Origin of the sequence: Candidatus Burkholderia verschuerenii, from assembly GCF_001189365.1 — a bacterium.
GTDB lineage: Bacteria > Pseudomonadota > Gammaproteobacteria > Burkholderiales > Burkholderiaceae > Caballeronia > Caballeronia verschuerenii.
In genome coordinates, this window is sequence record NZ_LFJJ01000036.1 from 17526 (window position 1) to 35149 (window position 17624).

Here is a 17624-nt window from a genome sequence, read left to right on the forward strand (position 1 = left end):
TTGGGAACGTGTGGGCGCAGCAGCGCTATATAGAAGATAGAAGAATCGATGCGAGGAAATTGGGATGAGTGAGCCGCAGCACCCGGCGCCTTTCGGCAGTCATGATGGCGATCCGTCCGGCGGTCTGCGTGACGCCCGGGCCGGAGGTGGAATGGCCTCGAACGAGAGCCAGATGGGGCCGCTGGATTCGATTCCGGCCGTCGGAGCGCGCCTCGCGCAACTCCGGCAGGCGAAGGCGTGGTCGCTCGACGATGTATCGGCGCGCCTGAAGGTGTCGCCGCAGAAATTGCAGGCGCTCGAAGCGGGCGATATCAGCCAGATGCCGGATCGCACGTTCGCGGCCGGGATCGTGCGCAGTTACGCGAAGATTCTCGGCACCGATCCGACGCCGTTTACGCAGCCGTTCCGGCGTAACGACGGCGAGATCGCGCACAATCTCAAGGTGCTGTCGTCCGCGGGCGCGGGTTTGCCGCGCGGTCGCGTGTCGGTGCCGCTCGGCAGTTCGTCGGGCCGCAAGCGGTCGTGGCTGTGGGGCGTGCTCGATTTTCGTGGCGCTGGTCGCGCTCGGCATGTGGCATACCGGCGGCGATTCGGCCGCCTGGCTCGCGCGTCTGAAGTCGAGCACGAGCGCCGCGACGTCGTCGACCAGTTCGAACGAGCCGTCGGGCGCATCGGCGACGCAGACGCCGGACGAAGCCGCCGCCGCGAACACCGGCGAAGCGTCGCTGCCGGAAGTCGCGACTTCGCCGAACGAGCAGCCGATGCCGCGTCCGCTCGGCACGAACGCGCTGCCGGCGTTGTCGTCCGCGCTGGATGCGGCGCAAAATGCCGCGAGTGCATCGGCGGCAACGGTGGCGAAGGCGGCTTCCGCGCCGGCCGCGGTCGCAGCGGGCGCATCCGCGCCGACCGTCGCGGGCAGCGGGTCGGGCGCGATCGAATTGAAGGTGAAGGAAGATAGCTGGTTCAGCGTGCGCGGCAAGGAAGTGTTCTCCGGGCTCGTCAAGGCGGGCAATACGCAGCGCGTGCAGGGCGAAGCGCCGTTCAAGGTGACGGTCGGCAACGTGAAGGGTGTCGAGTCGCTGTCGGTCGACGACGAACCCGTCGATGCCAAACGCTATGCCGGCGCACGCGGCAACGTCGCCCGTCTGACACTGCCTTAATCCGCTTTCCTGCTTCGGGCGGGACGCGGATCGGGCACGCGCATCATTCAGGGGCATCACGGTTTATCGCCGTGATGCCCGTTTGAAGTTTTACTCACGCAATCTCGCGCCAGGCAGGCGGCGAGAACGTCAAAGGGTTTTTCGATGCAATCCGAAGCTCAATCCCTGATCAGCAGCAAGATTTGTTCGACCGAACCGGTCTTCGGCGGTCCGTTGAAGCGCCGTTCGTCGCACGCGGTCGATGTGCGCTGGGGCGGCCAACTCGTGACGATCGGCGGCGATTCGCCGGTGCGCGTGCAGTCGATGACCAACACCGACACCGCCGATGCCATCGGCACCGCGATCCAGATCAAGGAACTCGCGCAGGCAGGCTCGGAACTGGTGCGCATCACGGTGAATACGCCGGAAGCAGCCGCGGAAGTTCCGCATATCCGCGATCAACTGGACCGCATGGGCGTGACGGTGCCGCTCGTCGGCGACTTCCACTACAACGGCCATTTGCTGCTGCGCGACCATCCGGCGTGTGCGGAAGCGCTGTCGAAGTACCGTATCAATCCGGGCAACGTAGGTCAGGGCGCGAAGCGCGACACGCAATTCGCGCAGATGATCGAAGCCGCCATCAAGTACGACAAGCCGGTTCGTATCGGCGTGAACTGGGGCAGTCTCGATCAGGACCTGCTCGCGCGCATGATGGACGAAAACGCCGCGCGCGCCACGCCCTGGGAACTGCAGAGCGTGATGTACGAAGCGCTGATCCAGTCGGCGATCGGCTCGGCGGAACGCGCGGTGGATATCGGCCTGGGCCGCGACAAGATCATCCTGTCGTGCAAGGTCAGCGGCGTGCAGGATCTGATCGCGGTGTATCGCGAACTCGCGAAGCGTTGCAGCTTCGCGCTGCATCTGGGTTTGACGGAAGCGGGGATGGGTTCGAAGGGCATCGTCGCGTCGACGGTGGCGCTGTCCGTGCTGCTGCAGGAAGGCATCGGCGACACCATCCGTATTTCGCTGACGCCGGAACCCGGCGGCGCGCGCACGGGCGAAGTCGTCGTCGGTCAGGAAATTCTGCAGACGATGGGCCTGCGTTCCTTTACGCCGATGGTTATCGCCTGCCCTGGTTGCGGACGCACCACCAGCACGGTGTTCCAGGAACTGGCGTCGCAAATTCAGAACTATTTGCGCAAGTCGATGCCTGAATGGCGCGAGAAATACGCCGGCGTCGAAAAGATGAACGTCGCGGTGATGGGCTGCATCGTCAACGGTCCGGGCGAGTCGAAGCACGCGAATATCGGCATCAGCCTGCCGGGCTCGGGCGAGAATCCGGCCGCGCCCGTGTTCATCGACGGCGTGAAGGTCAAGACGCTGCGCGGCGAGAATATCGCGAGCGAGTTCCAGCAGATCGTCAGCGACTACGTTCAGCGAACCTACGGAAAACACGAAGAAACATCCGCGGCATCAATCTAAAGACAGATGACTGAACAGAAGAAAAGGCTCGAAAAACTGAGCGGCGTGAAGGGCATGAACGACATCCTCCCGCAGGATGCCGCGTTGTGGGACTTCTTCGAATCCACCGTCAAGTCGATGCTGCGCGCATACGGCTATCAGAACATCCGCACGCCGATCGTCGAGCATACGCAGTTGTTCACGCGCGGTATCGGCGAGGTGACCGATATCGTCGAGAAGGAAATGTACAGCTTCACGGACGCGCTCAACGGCGAGCATCTGACGATGCGCCCGGAGAATACCGCCGCCGTGGTGCGCGCGAGCATCGAGCACAATCTGCTGTACGACGGCCCGAAGCGCCTGTGGTACATCGGCCCGATGTTCCGGCACGAGCGTCCGCAGCGCGGGCGCTATCGCCAGTTCCATCAGGTCGGCGTGGAAGCGCTCGGTTTCGCGGGTCCGGATACCGACGCGGAAATCATCATGATGTGCCAGCGTCTGTGGGACGACCTCGGTCTGACCGGCATCCGGCTCGAACTGAATTCGCTCGGTCAGGCGGAAGAGCGCGCGGCGCATCGCAAGGAACTGATTGCGTATCTGGAACAGCACATCGATATCCTCGACGAGGAAGCGAAGCGCCGTCTCCATACGAATCCGCTGCGCGTGCTCGACACGAAGAATCCGGCGATGCAGGAAATGGCGCAGAACGCGCCGAAGCTCGTCGATTTCCTCGGCGAAGAATCGCGCAAGCACTTCGAAGGCGTGCAGCGTCTGCTGAAGGCGAACAACATTCCGTTCACGATCAACCCGCGTCTCGTGCGCGGTCTCGATTACTACAATCTGACCGTGTTCGAATGGGTCACGGATAAACTCGGCGCGCAGGGCACGGTGGCGGGCGGCGGCCGTTACGATCCGCTGATCGAGCAGCTCGGCGGCAAGCCGACGGCCGCATGCGGCTGGGCGATGGGCGTCGAACGCATTCTCGAATTGCTGAAGGAAGAGCAACTCGTGCCGGAAGCCGAAGGCACCGACGTGTACGTCGTGCATCAGGGCGAAGCAGCGGCCGAGAAGGCGTTTATCGTCGCCGAGCGTCTGCGCGACATGGGTCTCGACGTCATTCTGCATTGCAGCCCGGACGGCGCGTCCGCGAGCTTCAAATCGCAGATGAAGAAAGCCGATGCGAGCGGCGCGGCCTTCGCGGTCGTACTGGGCGACAACGAGCTTGCGCAGGGCACGATCGGCGTGAAGCCGTTGCGTCGTACGTCGAATGAAACGGACGACGGTCAAAAGAACGAGCAAGTCAACGTTCCGGCGGAAGACTTGACCGATTATCTAATCAATGCGATGGTTGCATCCGCCGACGACGAGGGTGCCTGATAAACAGGCTACGCGCCGCGCGCATCGAAGCGGTTCGATCATCGCGCGCGGCATTCGTTGAAGGGATCGAAACGCAGGGAAGGAATAGCTGGACGATGAGCTATCACGACGAACAAGAATCACTGGAAAGTGTAAAAGCCTGGTGGGCGAAATGGGGTAACGCGACGACGTGGATCGTCCTCATCGCGCTCATCATCGCGGCCGGATACAACGGCTGGAATTACTGGCAGCGTCGTCAGGCCGCCGAGGCATCGGTGCTCTACGATCACCTGCAGCAGGCGGTCGCCGGCAACGACAAGACGTTGATCACGCGCGCCGCGACATACATGGAAGAAAAGTTCGGCGGCACCGGCTATGCGCAGATGACCGCGCTCGCCGCAGCCAAGGCGCTCTACACGGCCGGCGACACCGCGGGCGCGAAGGCGCAGCTGCAATGGGCCGTCGAGCACGCGAAGGACGACGAGTACAAGCAGATCGCCAAGCTCCGTCTCGCGATGATCTACCTCGACGAAAAGAACTTCGACGCGGGCCTGAAGCTGCTGGACGATCAGCCGCTCGATGCATTCAAGGGCGAGATCGCGGATCGTCGCGGCGATCTGCTCGCGGCGCAAGGCAAGCGCGACGACGCGCGCGCTTCATACAAGGTGGCGCTGGGCGCATTGCCGGAGAACGACACGTCCGCGCGCCAGTTGATCCAGTTCAAGCTCGACGCGCTCGGCGGTTGATCCGCGTCGCTCCCGGACTTCATCGACTCAGCCAACCATCACACGAGCCGCCCGGCCTCACGTCGCGATCCGATGATCCGACGAAAGAGCGGGCGGCGCCGATCAACCGAATCAACCATTCATGTTGCGTCCACCGATGACTTTATTGAAACGCTACGCCGTGCCGTTCGCCTGCGCGATGACCGCCTTGTTGGCAGCCTGTTCGTCGACCAAGGATGAACGCCGCATTCCGACGCCGCTCGTGGACTTCAAGCCGGTGCTGACCGTCAATCAGGCGTGGAAGGCGAATGTCGGCAAGGCTGGCCGCTATCTGTTCTCGCCGGTCGCGGTCGGTGACTATGTGTACGCCGCCGGCGCGAACGGCAGCGTCGCCAAGATCGACTCGAAGACCGGGCAAGACGTCTGGCGCGTCAAGCTGAAGGACGATCTGTCGGCGGGCGTCGGCAGCGACGGCAATCTGACGGCCGTCGGCGGGCTGAAGGGCCAGGTCGATGTGCTCGGTCCGGACGGCAAGCTGCTGTGGACCGCGAGCGCGCCGGGCGAAATCATTTCGCCGCCGCTGGTCGGCAACGATCTGGTGATCGTGCGCACCATCGACGGCAAGATCATCGCGTTCAATTCGCAGACCGGCGAACAGAAGTGGATCTTCCAGTTGCGCGCGGTGCCTCTGAATCTGCGCGTGTCGGCGGGCATGACTTTCGCCGGCAATCAGTCGGTGCTGGCGGGCTTCCCGGGCGGCGGTTTCGCTGCGATCAACCTGCAAACGGGCGATGCCTTCTGGCAAGCGCCGGTGTCGTATCCGAAGGGGGTGACGGAAGTCGAGCGTATCAACGACGTGACCGGTGCGCCGAGCTTCGTCGGCGCGCAGACTTGCGCGGTGACGTTCCAGGGCAAGATCGGCTGTTTCGATGCCAACAACGGCCGTCCCGACTGGCAGCGCAACTTCTCGAGCAGCAGCGGTCTGGCGCAGGATGACCAGATCGTCGCCGCCGGCGATGACTGGTCGGTCGTCAACGCGTTCCGCGCGACCGACGGCACGCCGCTGTGGAAGAACGACAAGCTGAAGAGCCGCGACGTCAGCGTGCCGTACATTCTCGGACGCGCGGTCGTGCTGGGCGACTACAAGGGCTTCGTGCACTTCCTGTCGGCCGACAACGGCGAATTCATCGGCCGTATGCCGACCGATGGCAGCCCGATCGTCGCCGCGCCGGTGCTGGCGGGCAACACGATCGTCGTGCAGACGAAGGACGGCGATCTCTACGGCTTCCGTCCGAGCAACTGATCGCTCGAACGCGTGCGTATGATGCAGTAACGCCGCGCCGTTCCTCGTGACGGCGCGGCCGGTCCGAATCAGAAAGTGAAGGGACCGCTCGAATAACAAGAAGGCGCGCCGCGTGCGCGCAATCGGTCGGATCGAATAAAACCTGCGCATAGAACTTGCGAACCGAACCCGCAAGCGAAAGCAGGATCGCAAGAACAACGCGCATCGCGCGAGTAAGGCCTCGAAAGAACGAGGCAACCCGGCGTCCGGGCAAACGGACGCCGCCGGCTTGGCCATCGACGCGCCGCGCGTGCCGCAGCCGAATAATCCATGCTAATTTTCGACAAGCGCAGCCATTGCGCGGCCGCGGACCGAATCCATCGAGTCGCGCCGCCTTGCGTTCAACTTTGAACAACATCAGATGAAACCGGTAATTGCCCTCGTCGGGCGCCCCAACGTGGGAAAATCGACTCTTTTCAACCGGCTGACACGCTCGCGCGACGCGCTCGTCGCCGATCTGCCGGGCCTCACGCGCGACCGACATTACGGCGAAGGCCGTGTCGGCGGCGAGCGCGGCTATCTCGTCGTGGATACGGGCGGTTTCGAGCCGGTCGCGAAGGACGGCATCCTGCACGAAATGGCGCGGCAGACGCGTCAGGCCGTGGAGGAAGCGGACGTCGTCGTCTTTATCGTCGACGTACGCAACGGGCTCGCGCCGCAGGACAAGTCGATCGCCGACTATCTGCGCAAGACCGGCCGCCCGATCATGCTCGTCGTCAACAAAGCGGAAGGCATGAAGTACTCGGCGGTCGCCTCGGATTTCTACGAACTCGGCCTCGGCGATCCGCGCGCGATTTCCTCCGCGTACGGCGACGGCGTGACCGAGATGATCAACGACGCGCTCGATATCGCCTACGCCGACTGGCCGGAGGAAAGCGAGGACGAGAAGGCGAAGCACGGCATCAAGATCGCGATCGTCGGGCGTCCGAATGTTGGCAAGTCGACGCTGGTCAATACGCTGATCGGCGAAGAACGCGTGATCGCGTTCGACATGCCCGGCACCACGCGCGATTCGATCTATGTTGATTTCGAGCGAAATGGCCGCAAATACACGTTGATCGATACCGCGGGATTGCGCCGGCGCGGCAAGGTGTTCGAAGCGATCGAGAAGTTTTCGGTGGTGAAGACGCTGCAGTCCATCGCGGATGCCAACGTCGTGATTCTGCTGCTCGACGCGCAGCAGGACATTTCGGATCAGGACGCGCATATCGCCGGATTCGTGGTGGAGCAAGGGCGCGCGCTGGTGGTCGGCGTGAACAAGTGGGACGGACTCGATTCGCATGTGCGCGAACGCACCAAGGCCGATCTCAGCCGTAAGCTCAAGTTTTTGGACTTTGCTAAATTTCATTACGTTTCGGCGCTGGAAAAAACCGGCATCGGCGCGTTGATGAAATCGGTCGACGACGCTTACGCCGCCGCGATGGCCAAACTGCCGACGCCGAAGCTCACGCGCGCGCTGATCGAAGCGGTCGAGTTCCAGCAACCGCGCCGTCGCGGTCCGGTGCGTCCGAAACTGCGCTATGCGCACCAGGGCGGCTCGAATCCGCCGATCATCGTCGTGCACGGCAACGCGCTGGACGCCATCACCGAAACGTATAAGCGGTATTTGGAAGGGCGCTTCCGCGAAACTTTTGGATTGGCCGGCACTCCATTGCGCATAGAGTTCCGCTCGAGCAAGAACCCCTACGCGGACAAGGACTGAAAGCCGCGCGAGGCAAGCGTTTCGAGCCGAATTAGCCATTTGGCCGATCTGGTGTAGAAAACGTAAATCAGAGAAAATCAGCTATAGTGTAGCGAATGTGGGCGGATCTCTTTTTCTTCGCCAACAATACTTTCAACCTGCAAAAAAATACGGAGTTTGCTATGAGCAACAAAGGGCAATTGTTACAAGACCCGTTTTTGAACGCGCTGCGTAAAGAGCACGTGCCGGTGTCCATCTATCTGGTCAACGGCATCAAGCTCCAAGGCAATATCGAATCTTTCGACCAGTACGTCGTGTTGCTCAGAAATACGGTCACCCAGATGGTCTATAAGCACGCCATTTCCACGGTCGTGCCGGCCCGTCCGGTGAACTTCCACCCGGACGCTGAATCGTCCTAAACCATGTCGCGACCGGCCAGTCAGAATAGCTAACATTAAGCAACTCGCCGGTCGCTTCAAAACCCAAAAACATCAATTTGATTAACGCAGCGCTCGTCGGTATCGACTTCGGCAAGATCGATTTCGAAGCCAGTCTCGAAGAACTCAGTCTGCTCGCCCAAAGTGCGGGCGCCCATCCCGTCGTCACGCTCACCGGCCGCCGTTCCAGTCCCGATGCGAAAATGTTCATCGGCAGCGGCAAGGTCGAGGAACTGCGCCTGCAGTGCGAAGCGAACGACGTCGAACTCGTCATTTTTAATCACGCCCTCGCGCCCGCGCAGCAGCGCAATCTGGAAGTCGCGCTGAATCGTCGCGTGGTGGATCGTACGAGTCTCATTCTCGATATTTTTGCGCAGCGCGCCCGCAGCCACGAAGGCAAGCTGCAGGTCGAACTCGCGCAGCTGCAATATCTGTCCACACGCCTGATTCGCGCGTGGACTCACCTCGAACGCCAGAAGGGCGGTATCGGTCTGCGCGGTCCCGGTGAAACGCAGCTGGAAACCGACCGTCGTCTGATTGGCGAACGGATCAAGGCGCTCAAGGCCAAGCTCGACAAGCTGCGTCGTCAGCACGGCACGCAGCGGCGTCAGCGCACGCGCAATCGCACGATGTCGGTGTCGCTCGTCGGCTATACGAACGCGGGCAAGTCCACGCTGTTCAACGCGCTCACCAAGGCGCAGGCCTACGCGGCGGACCAACTGTTCGCCACGCTCGATACCACCTCGCGCCGCGTCTATCTCGGCGAAGAGACCGGCCATATCGTGATGTCCGATACGGTGGGTTTCATCCGCGAATTGCCTCACCAACTGGTCGCGGCTTTCCGCGCGACGCTGGAAGAAACCATCCACGCGGATTTGCTGCTGCATGTGGTCGATGCATCGAGCGCGGTGCGTCTCGATCAGATCGATCAGGTGAACGACGTGCTGCGCAGCATCGGCGCGGATTCGATCCGGCAAGTGCTCGTCTTCAACAAGATCGACGCGGTGCCCGAGCTGGCGGCCCGTGGCGAGGCAATTGAAAGGGACGAGTATGGTAATATTTCGCGTGTCTTTCTGAGCGCACGCTCGGGTCAGGGACTCGATGCGCTGCGCGCTGCCATCGTCGAAATCGCTTCGGCGGAAGAAGGCGAAATCGAGAGCCTGCCCAGTGTGCTCGCCGAGCCTCACGAAGTCTCCGAAGCAACAAATCCCTCGCAGTCCGGGTCGAACAAAGAGCGCGATACGCACGCAGGGCCGCAAGACCAGCAGCCCGCGGAACAGCGCGACGACCACAAGGTTCCCGAACACGGGCACTGAGCGGCTCCAGGACTACTTCGACCCGGCCCGATCCGGCTGTCTAATGGTGACTCACCGAGTGAACGACTACGACTACAAGCGGACTAACCGGCAACATCAGCCTGCCGTCTTTTCGATCAACGATCCGCGCTGGGGGCGGGGCGACGGCAATGGCGTGAAGAACGACACGAAACGTCCGCAGGACAATCGTCGTCCGAACGGCAAGGACGAAGGGCCGCCCGATCTCGACGAGATGTGGCGCGACTTCAACCGCCGCATCGCGGGCGTGTTCGGGCGCAAGCCGGGCAACGGCGGTCCGCGCGACAACGGCCGCGGCACCAAGATCGGCGTCGGCATCGTCATCGGCGTGCTGATCGCCATTTATCTCGGCAGCGGCGTGTTCGTCGTGCAGGACGGGCATGTCGGCGTCGTATCGCAGTTCGGCAAGTATCGTCAGACGGTCACGCAGGGCATCCACTGGCGTCTGCCGTATCCGTTCCAGTCGCACGATATCGTCGATACCTCGCAGATCCGTTCGGTCGAAATCGGCCGGGGCGGCGCCGTGTCGCAGGCCAATGTGCGCGATGCGTCGCTGCTGACGAACGAGGCGGACATCGTCGACGTGCGCTTCGCCGTGCAGTATCAGATCAAGTCGCCAACCGATTTCCTGTTCCGCAATTCCGATCCCGACCTGAGCGTCACGCAGGCGGGCCAGGCGGCCGTGCGCGAAGTGGCCGGCAGTCTCAAGACCGACGATCTGCTGTACAAGGACCGCGAGGCGCTGCGCGCGCGTCTGATCGAATCCATCCAGCGTTCGCTCGATGCCTACCGCACCGGCCTGCAGGTGACCGGCGTGACGGTGCAGAGCGTGCAGGTGCCGCAGCAGGTGCAATCCGCTTTCGAGGAAGCCTCGCGCGTGCGGCAGGACAACGAGCGCGCCCGCGATACCGCGCAGGCTTACGCCAATCAGCTGATTCCGCGCGCCAAGGCCGATGCTGCCAAGCTCACCGACGAAGCGACCGCCTACAGCAATCGCCAGGTCACGCAGGCGACGGGCGACGCCGAGCGCTTCAAGCAGGTCTACGAGGAATACTCGAAGGCGCCCGCGGTGATCCGCGAACGCATGTATCTGGACACGATGCAGCAAATCTACTCGCGTACCACGAAGGTCTTCGTCGACAGCAAGTCGGGCAATAACACGATCGTGCTGCCGCTCGACAAGCTGGTCGATGCGAATCGTCAGCAGGCGAAGGAAGCGGCCGACGCGCCGGCGAGCGCGCCTGCCGCGGCGTCTCCGACGGAAGCGCCGCAGGCTCGTCCGCAGAGCGCCCCCGCCACGCCGGCGACGCCGGCCGCCGCCGCGCCTGCGAAGGCCGCCAGTGCGGCGGGCGCCAGCGGTGCGGCCGCCGCCAGCGATCCGCTGCGATCGCGCGATGCGTTCCGCTCGCGCGATCGTCAAGACGACCTGCAGTAAGGAGCGCACACCATGAACCGAATCATTGCGCTCGTCGTCGCGGTCGTCATCGTGCTGTTCATCGGCTCGTCGATGATCTTTACCGTCGACGAACGGCATGCCGCCATCGTCTCCTCGCACGGCGACAGCGATGCGCTGCTCGACGGTCCCGGCCTGCATTTCAAGCTGCCGCCGCCGTTCCAGACGCTCACGCTGATCGACACGCGGACGCTGACCATCGACGAATCGGGCTCGGACCGCTTTGCCACGTCGGACAAGAATGAAGTGCTGGTGAACACGGTCATCAAGTACCGCGTCGCCGATCCCATGAAGCTGTTCGCCAGCAACGAGAAGAACACGCAGACGGCGGAAGAACGCATTGTCGCGCTGGCGCGCACCGCGCTCACCAGCGCCTTCGCCAAGCGCACGCTGGGCGACGCGCTCGGCGATCAGCAGGCGCTGGCAAGCGAGGCGCAGCAGTCCGTCGAGGACGGCACGGCCGCGTTCGGCGTGCAGCTCGTCGATCTGCAGATGACCCGCATCGATTTTCCGTCGGCGGTGGCCGATTCGGTCTACAAGCGCATGATCGCGGCGCGCCAGCAGGCGGCGGCGAACGAACGCGCGAAAGGCACGGCGGAAGCGGACAAGATCAAGGCCGACGCGGAGCGCGAGCAGCAGCAGATTCTCGCCGATGCGTACAGCCAGGCCCAGTCGATCAAGGGCGAAGGAGACAGCAAGGCGGCGGCCATAGCGGCCGACGCGTATGGACGCGATCCGCAGTTCTACCAGTTCTATCAGAGCCTCGAAGCGTATAAGAAGACCTTCAAGCCGGGCGACGTCATCGTCGTCGACCCGAGCAGCGATTTCTTCCGCTTCATGCGCGGTCCGAACGGCGGCAGCGCGGATTCGTCCGCGGCGGCATCGGCGAAGCGCTAATCGTGTCCACCGCCGCATGGTTCCGTCGCCGGAGCCGTGCGGCGCTTGCTCTCCTTGAGACATGCTCGAGACGTTACTGCTCGCAATCGCGTTGATGCTGATCATGGAAGGGATGTTTCCCTTCGTCTTCCCGACGGCCTGGCGTGACACGTTCCGCAGGATCGCCGAGCGGCCGCCGCATCACATCCGCATCGGCGGACTGATCGCGATGGTGCTCGGGCTGATCCTGCTGCTGATCGCGACCTGAACGCAAACTGAACGCAGCATCCGGCGCACGTCCGCCAATTTGCCTATCTTGTCTCCATGCGCCGCGCTTATCGAAGCGGCGCGCCCCGTAGGAAACGCATCGATGTCCACCTGGTTACTGCCCGAGAATATCGCCGACGTTCTGCCGTCGGAAGCCAGCAAGATCGAAGAATTGCGCCGTCGCCTGCTCGACCGTTTCCGTTCGTACGGGTACGAGCTGGTGATGCCGCCGATGCTCGAATATATCGAGTCGCTGCTGACGAGCGGCGGCAGCGATCTCAATCTGCGCACCTTCAAGCTGGTCGATCAACTGTCCGGGCGCACGCTCGGCCTGCGTGCGGATATCACGCCGCAGGTGTCGCGCATCGACGCGCATCTGCTGAATCGTCAGGGCGTGACGCGGCTGTGCTATGCGGGCGTCGTGCTGCATACGCGGCCGCGCGGCCTGCACGCGACGCGCGAGCAGATTCAGATTGGCGCGGAAATCTACGGTCACGCCGGTCTGGAAGCCGATCTCGAAATTCAGCAGTTGATGCTCGATTCGCTGCGTCTCGCCGGTCTGACGAAAGTGCGTCTGGACCTCGCGCACGCGGGCGTGCTGGCCGCGCTGCTCGAACTGGAGCCGGCGGCGGCATCGCTCGGCGAATCGCTGTATGAGGCGCTGGCGAGCAAGGACGTGCCGCGTCTCAACGAGCTGACTGAGCATCTCGGGCAAGTGCCGCGCGAGGCGTTGCGCGCGCTGCCGTCGCTGTACGGCGATGCGTCGGTGTTGCAGATCGCGCGCGACCGTCTGCCGAATCTGCCGGTGATCGCCCGCGCGCTCGACGATCTCGCGTTCCTCGCGGCGCAAGTCGAAGGCGCGGAAGTGATGATCGACCTCGCCGATCTGCGCGGCTACGCGTATCACAGCGGCGTGATGTTCTCCGGCTACGTAGATGGCGTGCCGAACGCCGTCGCGCACGGCGGCCGCTACGACGACGTCGGTCAGGCGTACGGCCGTGCGCGTCCGGCGACGGGCTTTTCGCTGGATCTGCGCGAAGTCGCGCGTATTTTGCCGGTCGATGCACGCGGCAGCGCGATCCTCGCGCCGTGGAACCACGACGAGCCGCTGCGCATCGCGATCCTGTCCTTGCGCGATGCCGGCGAAGTCGTCATTCAGGCGCTGCCGGGCCATGAACACGATCTCGACGAATTCGCGTTCGATCGCGTGCTGGTCGAGCGCGACGGCAAGTGGACGGTGGAACCGCGCGCCTGAACGGGTGCCATTCCGGCGCGCCGATCGGCTTGAACTGTCACGAATTTCCGTCGATCGGCGCGCATGTCAAAAACACGAAACGTATCCCGAAAAACTCGGAAGTCCCCGAGAACATAGGTAAAATACGTTTTTAACCAGCTAACGAATCAACATGTCTGCCAGCGCAGTGAATGTGAACCCAGGACGCAACGTCGTCGTGGTGGGCACCCAGTGGGGTGATGAGGGCAAGGGCAAGATCGTCGACTGGCTGACGGACCACGCCCAGGGCGTCGTTCGTTTCCAGGGCGGTCACAACGCCGGGCATACGCTCATCATCGGTGGCAAGAAGACCATTCTTCGCCTCATCCCGTCGGGCATCATGCGCGCCGGCACGGCCTGTTATATCGGCAACGGCGTCGTTCTTTCGCCGGAAGCGCTGTTCAAGGAAATCGACGAGCTCGAAGCAGCGGGCGTCGACGTCCAGAAGCGCCTGTTCATCTCCGAAGCGGCCACGCTCGTTCTCTCGTATCACGTCGCCATCGACCAGGCGCGCGAAGCCAAGCGCGGCGCGGGCAAAATCGGCACGACGGGACGCGGTATTGGCCCGGCATACGAAGACAAGGTGGCGCGCCGCGGCCTGCGCGTGCAGGACCTGTTCGACGTGCCGGTGTTCTCGGAACGCCTGCGCGAAGCGCTCGATTTCCACAACTTCGTGCTGACCAAATACCTCGGCGCCGACGAAGTCGATTATCAAAAGACGCTCGACACGATGCTCGGCTACGCCGACCGTCTCGCGCCGATGGTGACGGACGTCTCGCGCCGCCTGTACGACGCGAATCACAGCGGCAGCAATCTGCTGTTCGAAGGCGCGCAAGGCACGCTGCTCGATATCGATCACGGCACGTATCCGTTCGTCACGTCGAGCAATTGCGTGGCGGGTGCGGCGACGGCGGGCGCGGGTATCGGACCGCAGCGTCTGAACTACATTCTCGGCATCACCAAGGTGTATTGCACGCGTGTCGGTTCGGGTCCGTTCCCGAGCGAGTTGTACGACGCCGACAACGCGCAACGTCAGGAGCAAGTGGGCCTGACGCTCGCGACCGTCGGCAAGGAATTCGGCTCGGTCACGGGACGCCCGCGCCGCACCGGCTGGCTCGATGCCGCCGCGCTGCGCCGCTCGATCCAGATCAACGGCATTTCGGGCCTGTGCATGACCAAGCTCGATGTGCTCGACGGTCTCGACGAAGTGAAGCTCTGCACGGGCTACACGCTCGACGGCAAGCCGGTCGATATCCTGCCGCGCGGTGCATCGGAAGTGGCGCGTTGCGAGCCGGTGTACGAAACCTTCGGCGGCTGGAAGGAAAGCACCATCGGTATCACGCAATGGGACAGCCTGCCGGAAAATGCGCGCAAGTATCTGACGCGCGTGCAGGAAGTCGCGGGCGTGCCGATCGACATGGTGTCGACCGGTCCGGATCGCGACGAAACCATCCTGTTGCGTCATCCGTTCAAGGTCTGACGCGCGAGCGTTTCGAACCTTGCCGGACGCTGTAAAGAAAGTGGCCGCCTATTGCCCAATACGCGGCCACTTTTTGTATATAACCGTAATTTACATTTGAAAGAGCCTCACCATGATCGCGATGACCGCCCCGCGTAACGACGACAAGAACCTCTGGGTCAACTGGGACGAATATCACCGGTTGATCGAACTGCTCGCGCTGAAGGTGCACGAGTCGGGCTGGAAGTTCGACAAGATCCTCTGTCTCGCGCGCGGCGGCCTGCGCGTGGGCGATCAGCTCTCGCGTATCTACGATCTGCCGCTGGCCATTCTGGCGACGAGCTCGTACCGAGAGGCGGCCGGCACGCAGCAGGGCGATCTCGATATCGCGCAGTACATCACGATGACGCGTGGCGAACTTTCCGGCAACGTGCTGCTGGTCGACGATCTGGTCGATTCGGGCGTTACGCGCGCGCGCGTGCAATAACGTTATGTGTAACGTTATTGCACTTATGTGGCGATGTCGCTTATGTGAAGCAGCCGCCGTTTGCAGGCATGTGATCCACGAGGATGACGGATTCGCTGAACATTAATTCCGGATGACCTGTCGGCGCCGGCTCGGCCGCGCTCCGCTTGTGGAGCGCGACGCGCCGTGTTCGTAGAGCTATAGTCGCCGCAACCATTCGGTAAGTCGACTACCGTCCAGTGGAACCGGAGGCATAGCGGGTGCGCCCAGCACTTCGGGAAACACCTGAGAGAGCGCTTGCCGCTTCAGATCCATATCTGCCTTTGCATATCTCATCGTGGTGTCGACGTGGGCGTGCCCCAGCCACTGACTGATCGTTGCGAAATCGACACCGGCTTTCAGCAGATAAACGGCCGTCGTGTGCCTCTAATCTCCCCAACGATATAATCGACACTATCTACCCTTCTTGATTATGTCTTGTCGCCGCGCGATGGGCTGTTTTTCTAGGTAAATGCGTTTCGTCCGATAGAGATAATCTCGACTCCTTCCACCCGCTCCCCACGTCGGGGAAGGAGTTCATCGTGAAGTACACCATTCATGATCAGGTCATTCTCTCGCGAGCACCGGAAGGCCCGCTCGCAGCTCATTTAGTAGCCTTTGCGAATGCGATCAGCGCTCAGGGATACAGTGCGCAGTCCATGAAGCAGCATGGTTCGAATCGCGGCATGCTTTAGTCAATGGCTTAAACAGACAGGTGTCGGTGCAAAGGACATCTGCTACGACCACGCAATACGGTATTTGCGGTATCGCGCCCGCCATGTTCGACCTTACCTTGGGGATCGATCTGCGCTCAGGCATGTCATTGATTTTATGGGTAGTGAGGGCGTGATACCTGGCAACAAGATAGTGGCACGTCGGATGCCGCCGGCCGAGATCTGCGCGCAGGCATACGCGGAGTACTTGCGCGACGCTCAGGCTCTCGCTGAAACAACGATCATTAATTACGTGCCATTCATTCGCGATTTTCTCCACCATTGTTTCGGTGACGAGGAGGTCACGTTATCGCGACTACGTGCCGTAGATGTCGTGAGCTTTGTGCAGATCCGTGCGCCACGTTTGCATTTGAGGCGAGCTAAGCTCATGACCACTGCACTAAGATCTTTTCTGCGCTACGTGCGGTATAGCGGCGACGTTACGCTGGATCTGGCTGCCGCCGTTCCGGTCGTCGCCAACTGGTCGATGCCGTCAATTCCTCGTGCGATTTCTGCTGACCAGACGCGACAGTTGCTGGCTAGCATCGATCGACGGACTGCAGTCGGGCGTCGCGACTACGCCGTCTTGCTCTTGCTCGCGCGACTAGGGTTACGCTCTGGTGCTGTGGCTTTTCTCGAACTCGATGATATCGACTGGGGCTCCGGCCAATTGAGCGTGCGCGGCAAGAGTGGGCAACGCAGCGAGCTGCCCTTACCCGCGGATGTCGGCAAGGCAATTGCCGCATATTTGCGGCACGGGCGTCCTCATAGCGCCAGTCGCCGTGTGTTTTTACGTGCAAAGGCCCCCATCACAGGCTTTCGCGGACAATCTGGCGTCGGCTCCCTCGTCCGGCATTCGCTTCAGCGCGCTGGCATCGACGCGCCCACGTTGGGTGCCCATCAGTTCCGCCATGGCCTAGCCACCCAGATGTTGAGCCATGGAGCCTCGCTCAGCGAGATCGGCGAGGTGTTGGGTCATCGTCATCCACAGACTACAAAGATCTATTCAAAGGTAGACGTCAAGGCATTGCGCACACTCGCATTGTCGTGGCCGGGAGGTGCACGATGAACACGCTTCGCAAAGCCGTTCAGGATTACCTTGATCTGAAGCGCAGCCTGGGATTTAAGCTGAAGGAGGCAGGCAAGGTATTGCCGGATTTCGTCGCGTTCATGGAGCGGCATCGTGCTTCCTACGTCACTCAGGCGTTGGCTCTTGCCTGGGCTCGACAACCATCGAATGTCCAACCCGCGCAATGGGCGCGACGATTGGGTTTCGTGCGCGATTTTGCGCGCCATCGCAGTGCGACCGATCTTCGCACCGAGATACCAGCGCCGGGTTTGTTGCCGTTTCAACCTAAGCGAGCCTGACCGTATTTATATTCGACGGGCGAGATCCGCGCACTATTGCGGGCTGCGCTCCAGATTCCATATCGCTATGAACGGGGTGCTTTACTGCCTTGGACCTATCATTGTCTATTCGGATTACTGAGCGTATCAGGCATGCGCTTGGGTGAAGCGCGCAATCTCAAACTGCAGGACGTCGATCTGACAGCGGGGATATTGACGATCCGTGGAGCGAAGCTAGGCAAGTCGAGATTCGTTC

At 62.2% G+C, this 17624-nt stretch carries 16 protein-coding genes and 3 pseudogenes; 18 read left to right on the forward strand and 1 reads right to left on the reverse strand.

Annotated elements, in window-relative coordinates; genetic code table 11:
* Positions 1–64 precede the first annotated feature (64 nt).
* The 14 genes and pseudogenes from BVER_RS36205 to BVER_RS09590 form a co-directional block, all read left to right on the forward strand.
* Positions 65–1160: pseudogene (locus tag BVER_RS36205) on the forward strand (helix-turn-helix domain-containing protein).
* 144 nt (positions 1161–1304) lie between these two features.
* Positions 1305–2621 carry a flavodoxin-dependent (E)-4-hydroxy-3-methylbut-2-enyl-diphosphate synthase gene (gene ispG, locus BVER_RS09530; protein WP_050453083.1) on the forward strand — a complete coding sequence of 439 codons (1317 nt, stop codon included), beginning with the start codon at positions 1305–1307 and terminating at the stop codon, positions 2619–2621.
* A 6-nt stretch (positions 2622–2627) separates the two neighbouring features.
* The gene (gene hisS / locus BVER_RS09535) at positions 2628–3977 is read left to right on the forward strand and encodes a histidine--tRNA ligase (protein WP_050453084.1); all 1350 of its coding nucleotides are present in this window, start codon (positions 2628–2630) and stop codon (positions 3975–3977) included.
* Positions 3978–4000: 23 nt separating this feature from the next.
* Positions 4001–4702 (forward strand): tetratricopeptide repeat protein, encoded by a 702-nt coding sequence (locus BVER_RS09540; RefSeq protein ID WP_232316469.1) that lies wholly within the window; start codon positions 4001–4003, stop codon positions 4700–4702.
* 136 nt (positions 4703–4838) lie between these two features.
* Positions 4839–5984, forward strand: coding sequence for an outer membrane protein assembly factor BamB (bamB, locus tag BVER_RS09545; protein WP_050453086.1), 1146 nt, complete (start codon positions 4839–4841; stop codon positions 5982–5984).
* 400 nt (positions 5985–6384) lie between these two features.
* Positions 6385–7725 (forward strand): ribosome biogenesis GTPase Der, encoded by a 1341-nt coding sequence (gene der, locus BVER_RS09550; RefSeq protein WP_050453087.1) that lies wholly within the window; start codon positions 6385–6387, stop codon positions 7723–7725.
* Between the two features lie 161 nt (positions 7726–7886).
* Positions 7887–8123, forward strand: a complete 237-nt coding sequence (gene hfq / locus BVER_RS09555; RefSeq protein WP_006999489.1) for an RNA chaperone Hfq — start codon at positions 7887–7889, stop codon at positions 8121–8123.
* 77 nt (positions 8124–8200) lie between these two features.
* Positions 8201–9457 (forward strand): GTPase HflX, encoded by a 1257-nt coding sequence (gene hflX / locus BVER_RS09560; protein WP_050453089.1) that lies wholly within the window; start codon positions 8201–8203, stop codon positions 9455–9457.
* A 58-nt stretch (positions 9458–9515) separates the two neighbouring features.
* Positions 9516–10910, forward strand: coding sequence for an FtsH protease activity modulator HflK (hflK, locus tag BVER_RS09565; RefSeq protein ID WP_050453097.1), 1395 nt, complete (start codon positions 9516–9518; stop codon positions 10908–10910).
* A 12-nt stretch (positions 10911–10922) separates the two neighbouring features.
* Positions 10923–11825, forward strand: coding sequence for a protease modulator HflC (gene hflC, locus BVER_RS09570; RefSeq protein WP_050453090.1), 903 nt, complete (start codon positions 10923–10925; stop codon positions 11823–11825).
* A gap of 61 nt (positions 11826–11886) precedes the next feature.
* Positions 11887–12072 carry a DUF2065 domain-containing protein gene (locus BVER_RS09575; RefSeq protein ID WP_050453091.1) on the forward strand — a complete coding sequence of 62 codons (186 nt, stop codon included), beginning with the start codon at positions 11887–11889 and terminating at the stop codon, positions 12070–12072.
* 102 nt (positions 12073–12174) lie between these two features.
* Entirely contained in the window at positions 12175–13326 is a 1152-nt protein-coding gene (locus tag BVER_RS09580; protein ID WP_050453092.1) for an ATP phosphoribosyltransferase regulatory subunit, read from the forward strand.
* Positions 13327–13477: 151 nt separating this feature from the next.
* Positions 13478–14824, forward strand: coding sequence for an adenylosuccinate synthase (locus tag BVER_RS09585; protein ID WP_050453093.1), 1347 nt, complete (start codon positions 13478–13480; stop codon positions 14822–14824).
* Positions 14825–14936: 112 nt separating this feature from the next.
* A pseudogene (locus tag BVER_RS09590) lies at positions 14937–15287 on the forward strand (phosphoribosyltransferase); the annotation flags it as partial.
* A 180-nt stretch (positions 15288–15467) separates the two neighbouring features.
* Here BVER_RS09590 and BVER_RS30000 read toward each other — a convergent pair.
* A pseudogene (locus tag BVER_RS30000) lies at positions 15468–15683 on the reverse strand (integrase); the annotation flags it as partial.
* A 167-nt stretch (positions 15684–15850) separates the two neighbouring features.
* Here BVER_RS30000 and BVER_RS32460 point away from each other — a divergent pair.
* From BVER_RS32460 to BVER_RS35165, 4 genes are all read left to right on the forward strand, one after another.
* Positions 15851–16003, forward strand: coding sequence for a hypothetical protein (locus BVER_RS32460; RefSeq protein ID WP_198155209.1), 153 nt, complete (start codon positions 15851–15853; stop codon positions 16001–16003).
* A complete protein-coding gene (locus BVER_RS09595) occupies positions 15978–17090 on the forward strand; it encodes a site-specific integrase (RefSeq protein ID WP_198155210.1) in 1113 nt (370 codons plus the stop codon). The genes BVER_RS32460 and BVER_RS09595 overlap by 26 nt, the downstream gene beginning before the upstream one ends.
* Positions 17087–17389, forward strand: a complete 303-nt coding sequence (locus BVER_RS33570) for a hypothetical protein (protein WP_232316467.1) — start codon at positions 17087–17089, stop codon at positions 17387–17389. The genes BVER_RS09595 and BVER_RS33570 overlap by 4 nt, the downstream gene beginning before the upstream one ends.
* A gap of 36 nt (positions 17390–17425) precedes the next feature.
* A partial coding sequence (locus tag BVER_RS35165) for a tyrosine-type recombinase/integrase (RefSeq protein ID WP_269750749.1) occupies positions 17426–17624 on the forward strand: 199 nt, incomplete at its 3' end.

What these genes read in the sequence shown, in the direction of transcription:
- BVER_RS33570 (WP_232316467.1), top strand. Translation starts at nt 17,087, where the DNA reads ATGAACACGCTTCGCAAAGCCGTTCAGGATTACCTTGATCTGAAGCGC.
- BVER_RS09595 (WP_198155210.1), top strand. Translation starts at nt 15,978, where the DNA reads ATGGTTCGAATCGCGGCATGCTTTAGTCAATGGCTTAAACAGACAGGT.
- BVER_RS09580 (WP_050453092.1), top strand. Translation starts at nt 12,175, where the DNA reads ATGTCCACCTGGTTACTGCCCGAGAATATCGCCGACGTTCTGCCGTCG.
- BVER_RS09575 (WP_050453091.1), top strand. Translation starts at nt 11,887, where the DNA reads ATGCTCGAGACGTTACTGCTCGCAATCGCGTTGATGCTGATCATGGAA.
- hfq (WP_006999489.1), top strand. Translation starts at nt 7,887, where the DNA reads ATGAGCAACAAAGGGCAATTGTTACAAGACCCGTTTTTGAACGCGCTG.
- ispG (WP_050453083.1), top strand. Translation starts at nt 1,305, where the DNA reads ATGCAATCCGAAGCTCAATCCCTGATCAGCAGCAAGATTTGTTCGACC.
- bamB (WP_050453086.1), top strand. Translation starts at nt 4,839, where the DNA reads ATGACTTTATTGAAACGCTACGCCGTGCCGTTCGCCTGCGCGATGACC.
- hflC (WP_050453090.1), top strand. Translation starts at nt 10,923, where the DNA reads ATGAACCGAATCATTGCGCTCGTCGTCGCGGTCGTCATCGTGCTGTTC.
- BVER_RS09585 (WP_050453093.1), top strand. Translation starts at nt 13,478, where the DNA reads ATGTCTGCCAGCGCAGTGAATGTGAACCCAGGACGCAACGTCGTCGTG.
- der (WP_050453087.1), top strand. Translation starts at nt 6,385, where the DNA reads ATGAAACCGGTAATTGCCCTCGTCGGGCGCCCCAACGTGGGAAAATCG.
- hisS (WP_050453084.1), top strand. Translation starts at nt 2,628, where the DNA reads ATGACTGAACAGAAGAAAAGGCTCGAAAAACTGAGCGGCGTGAAGGGC.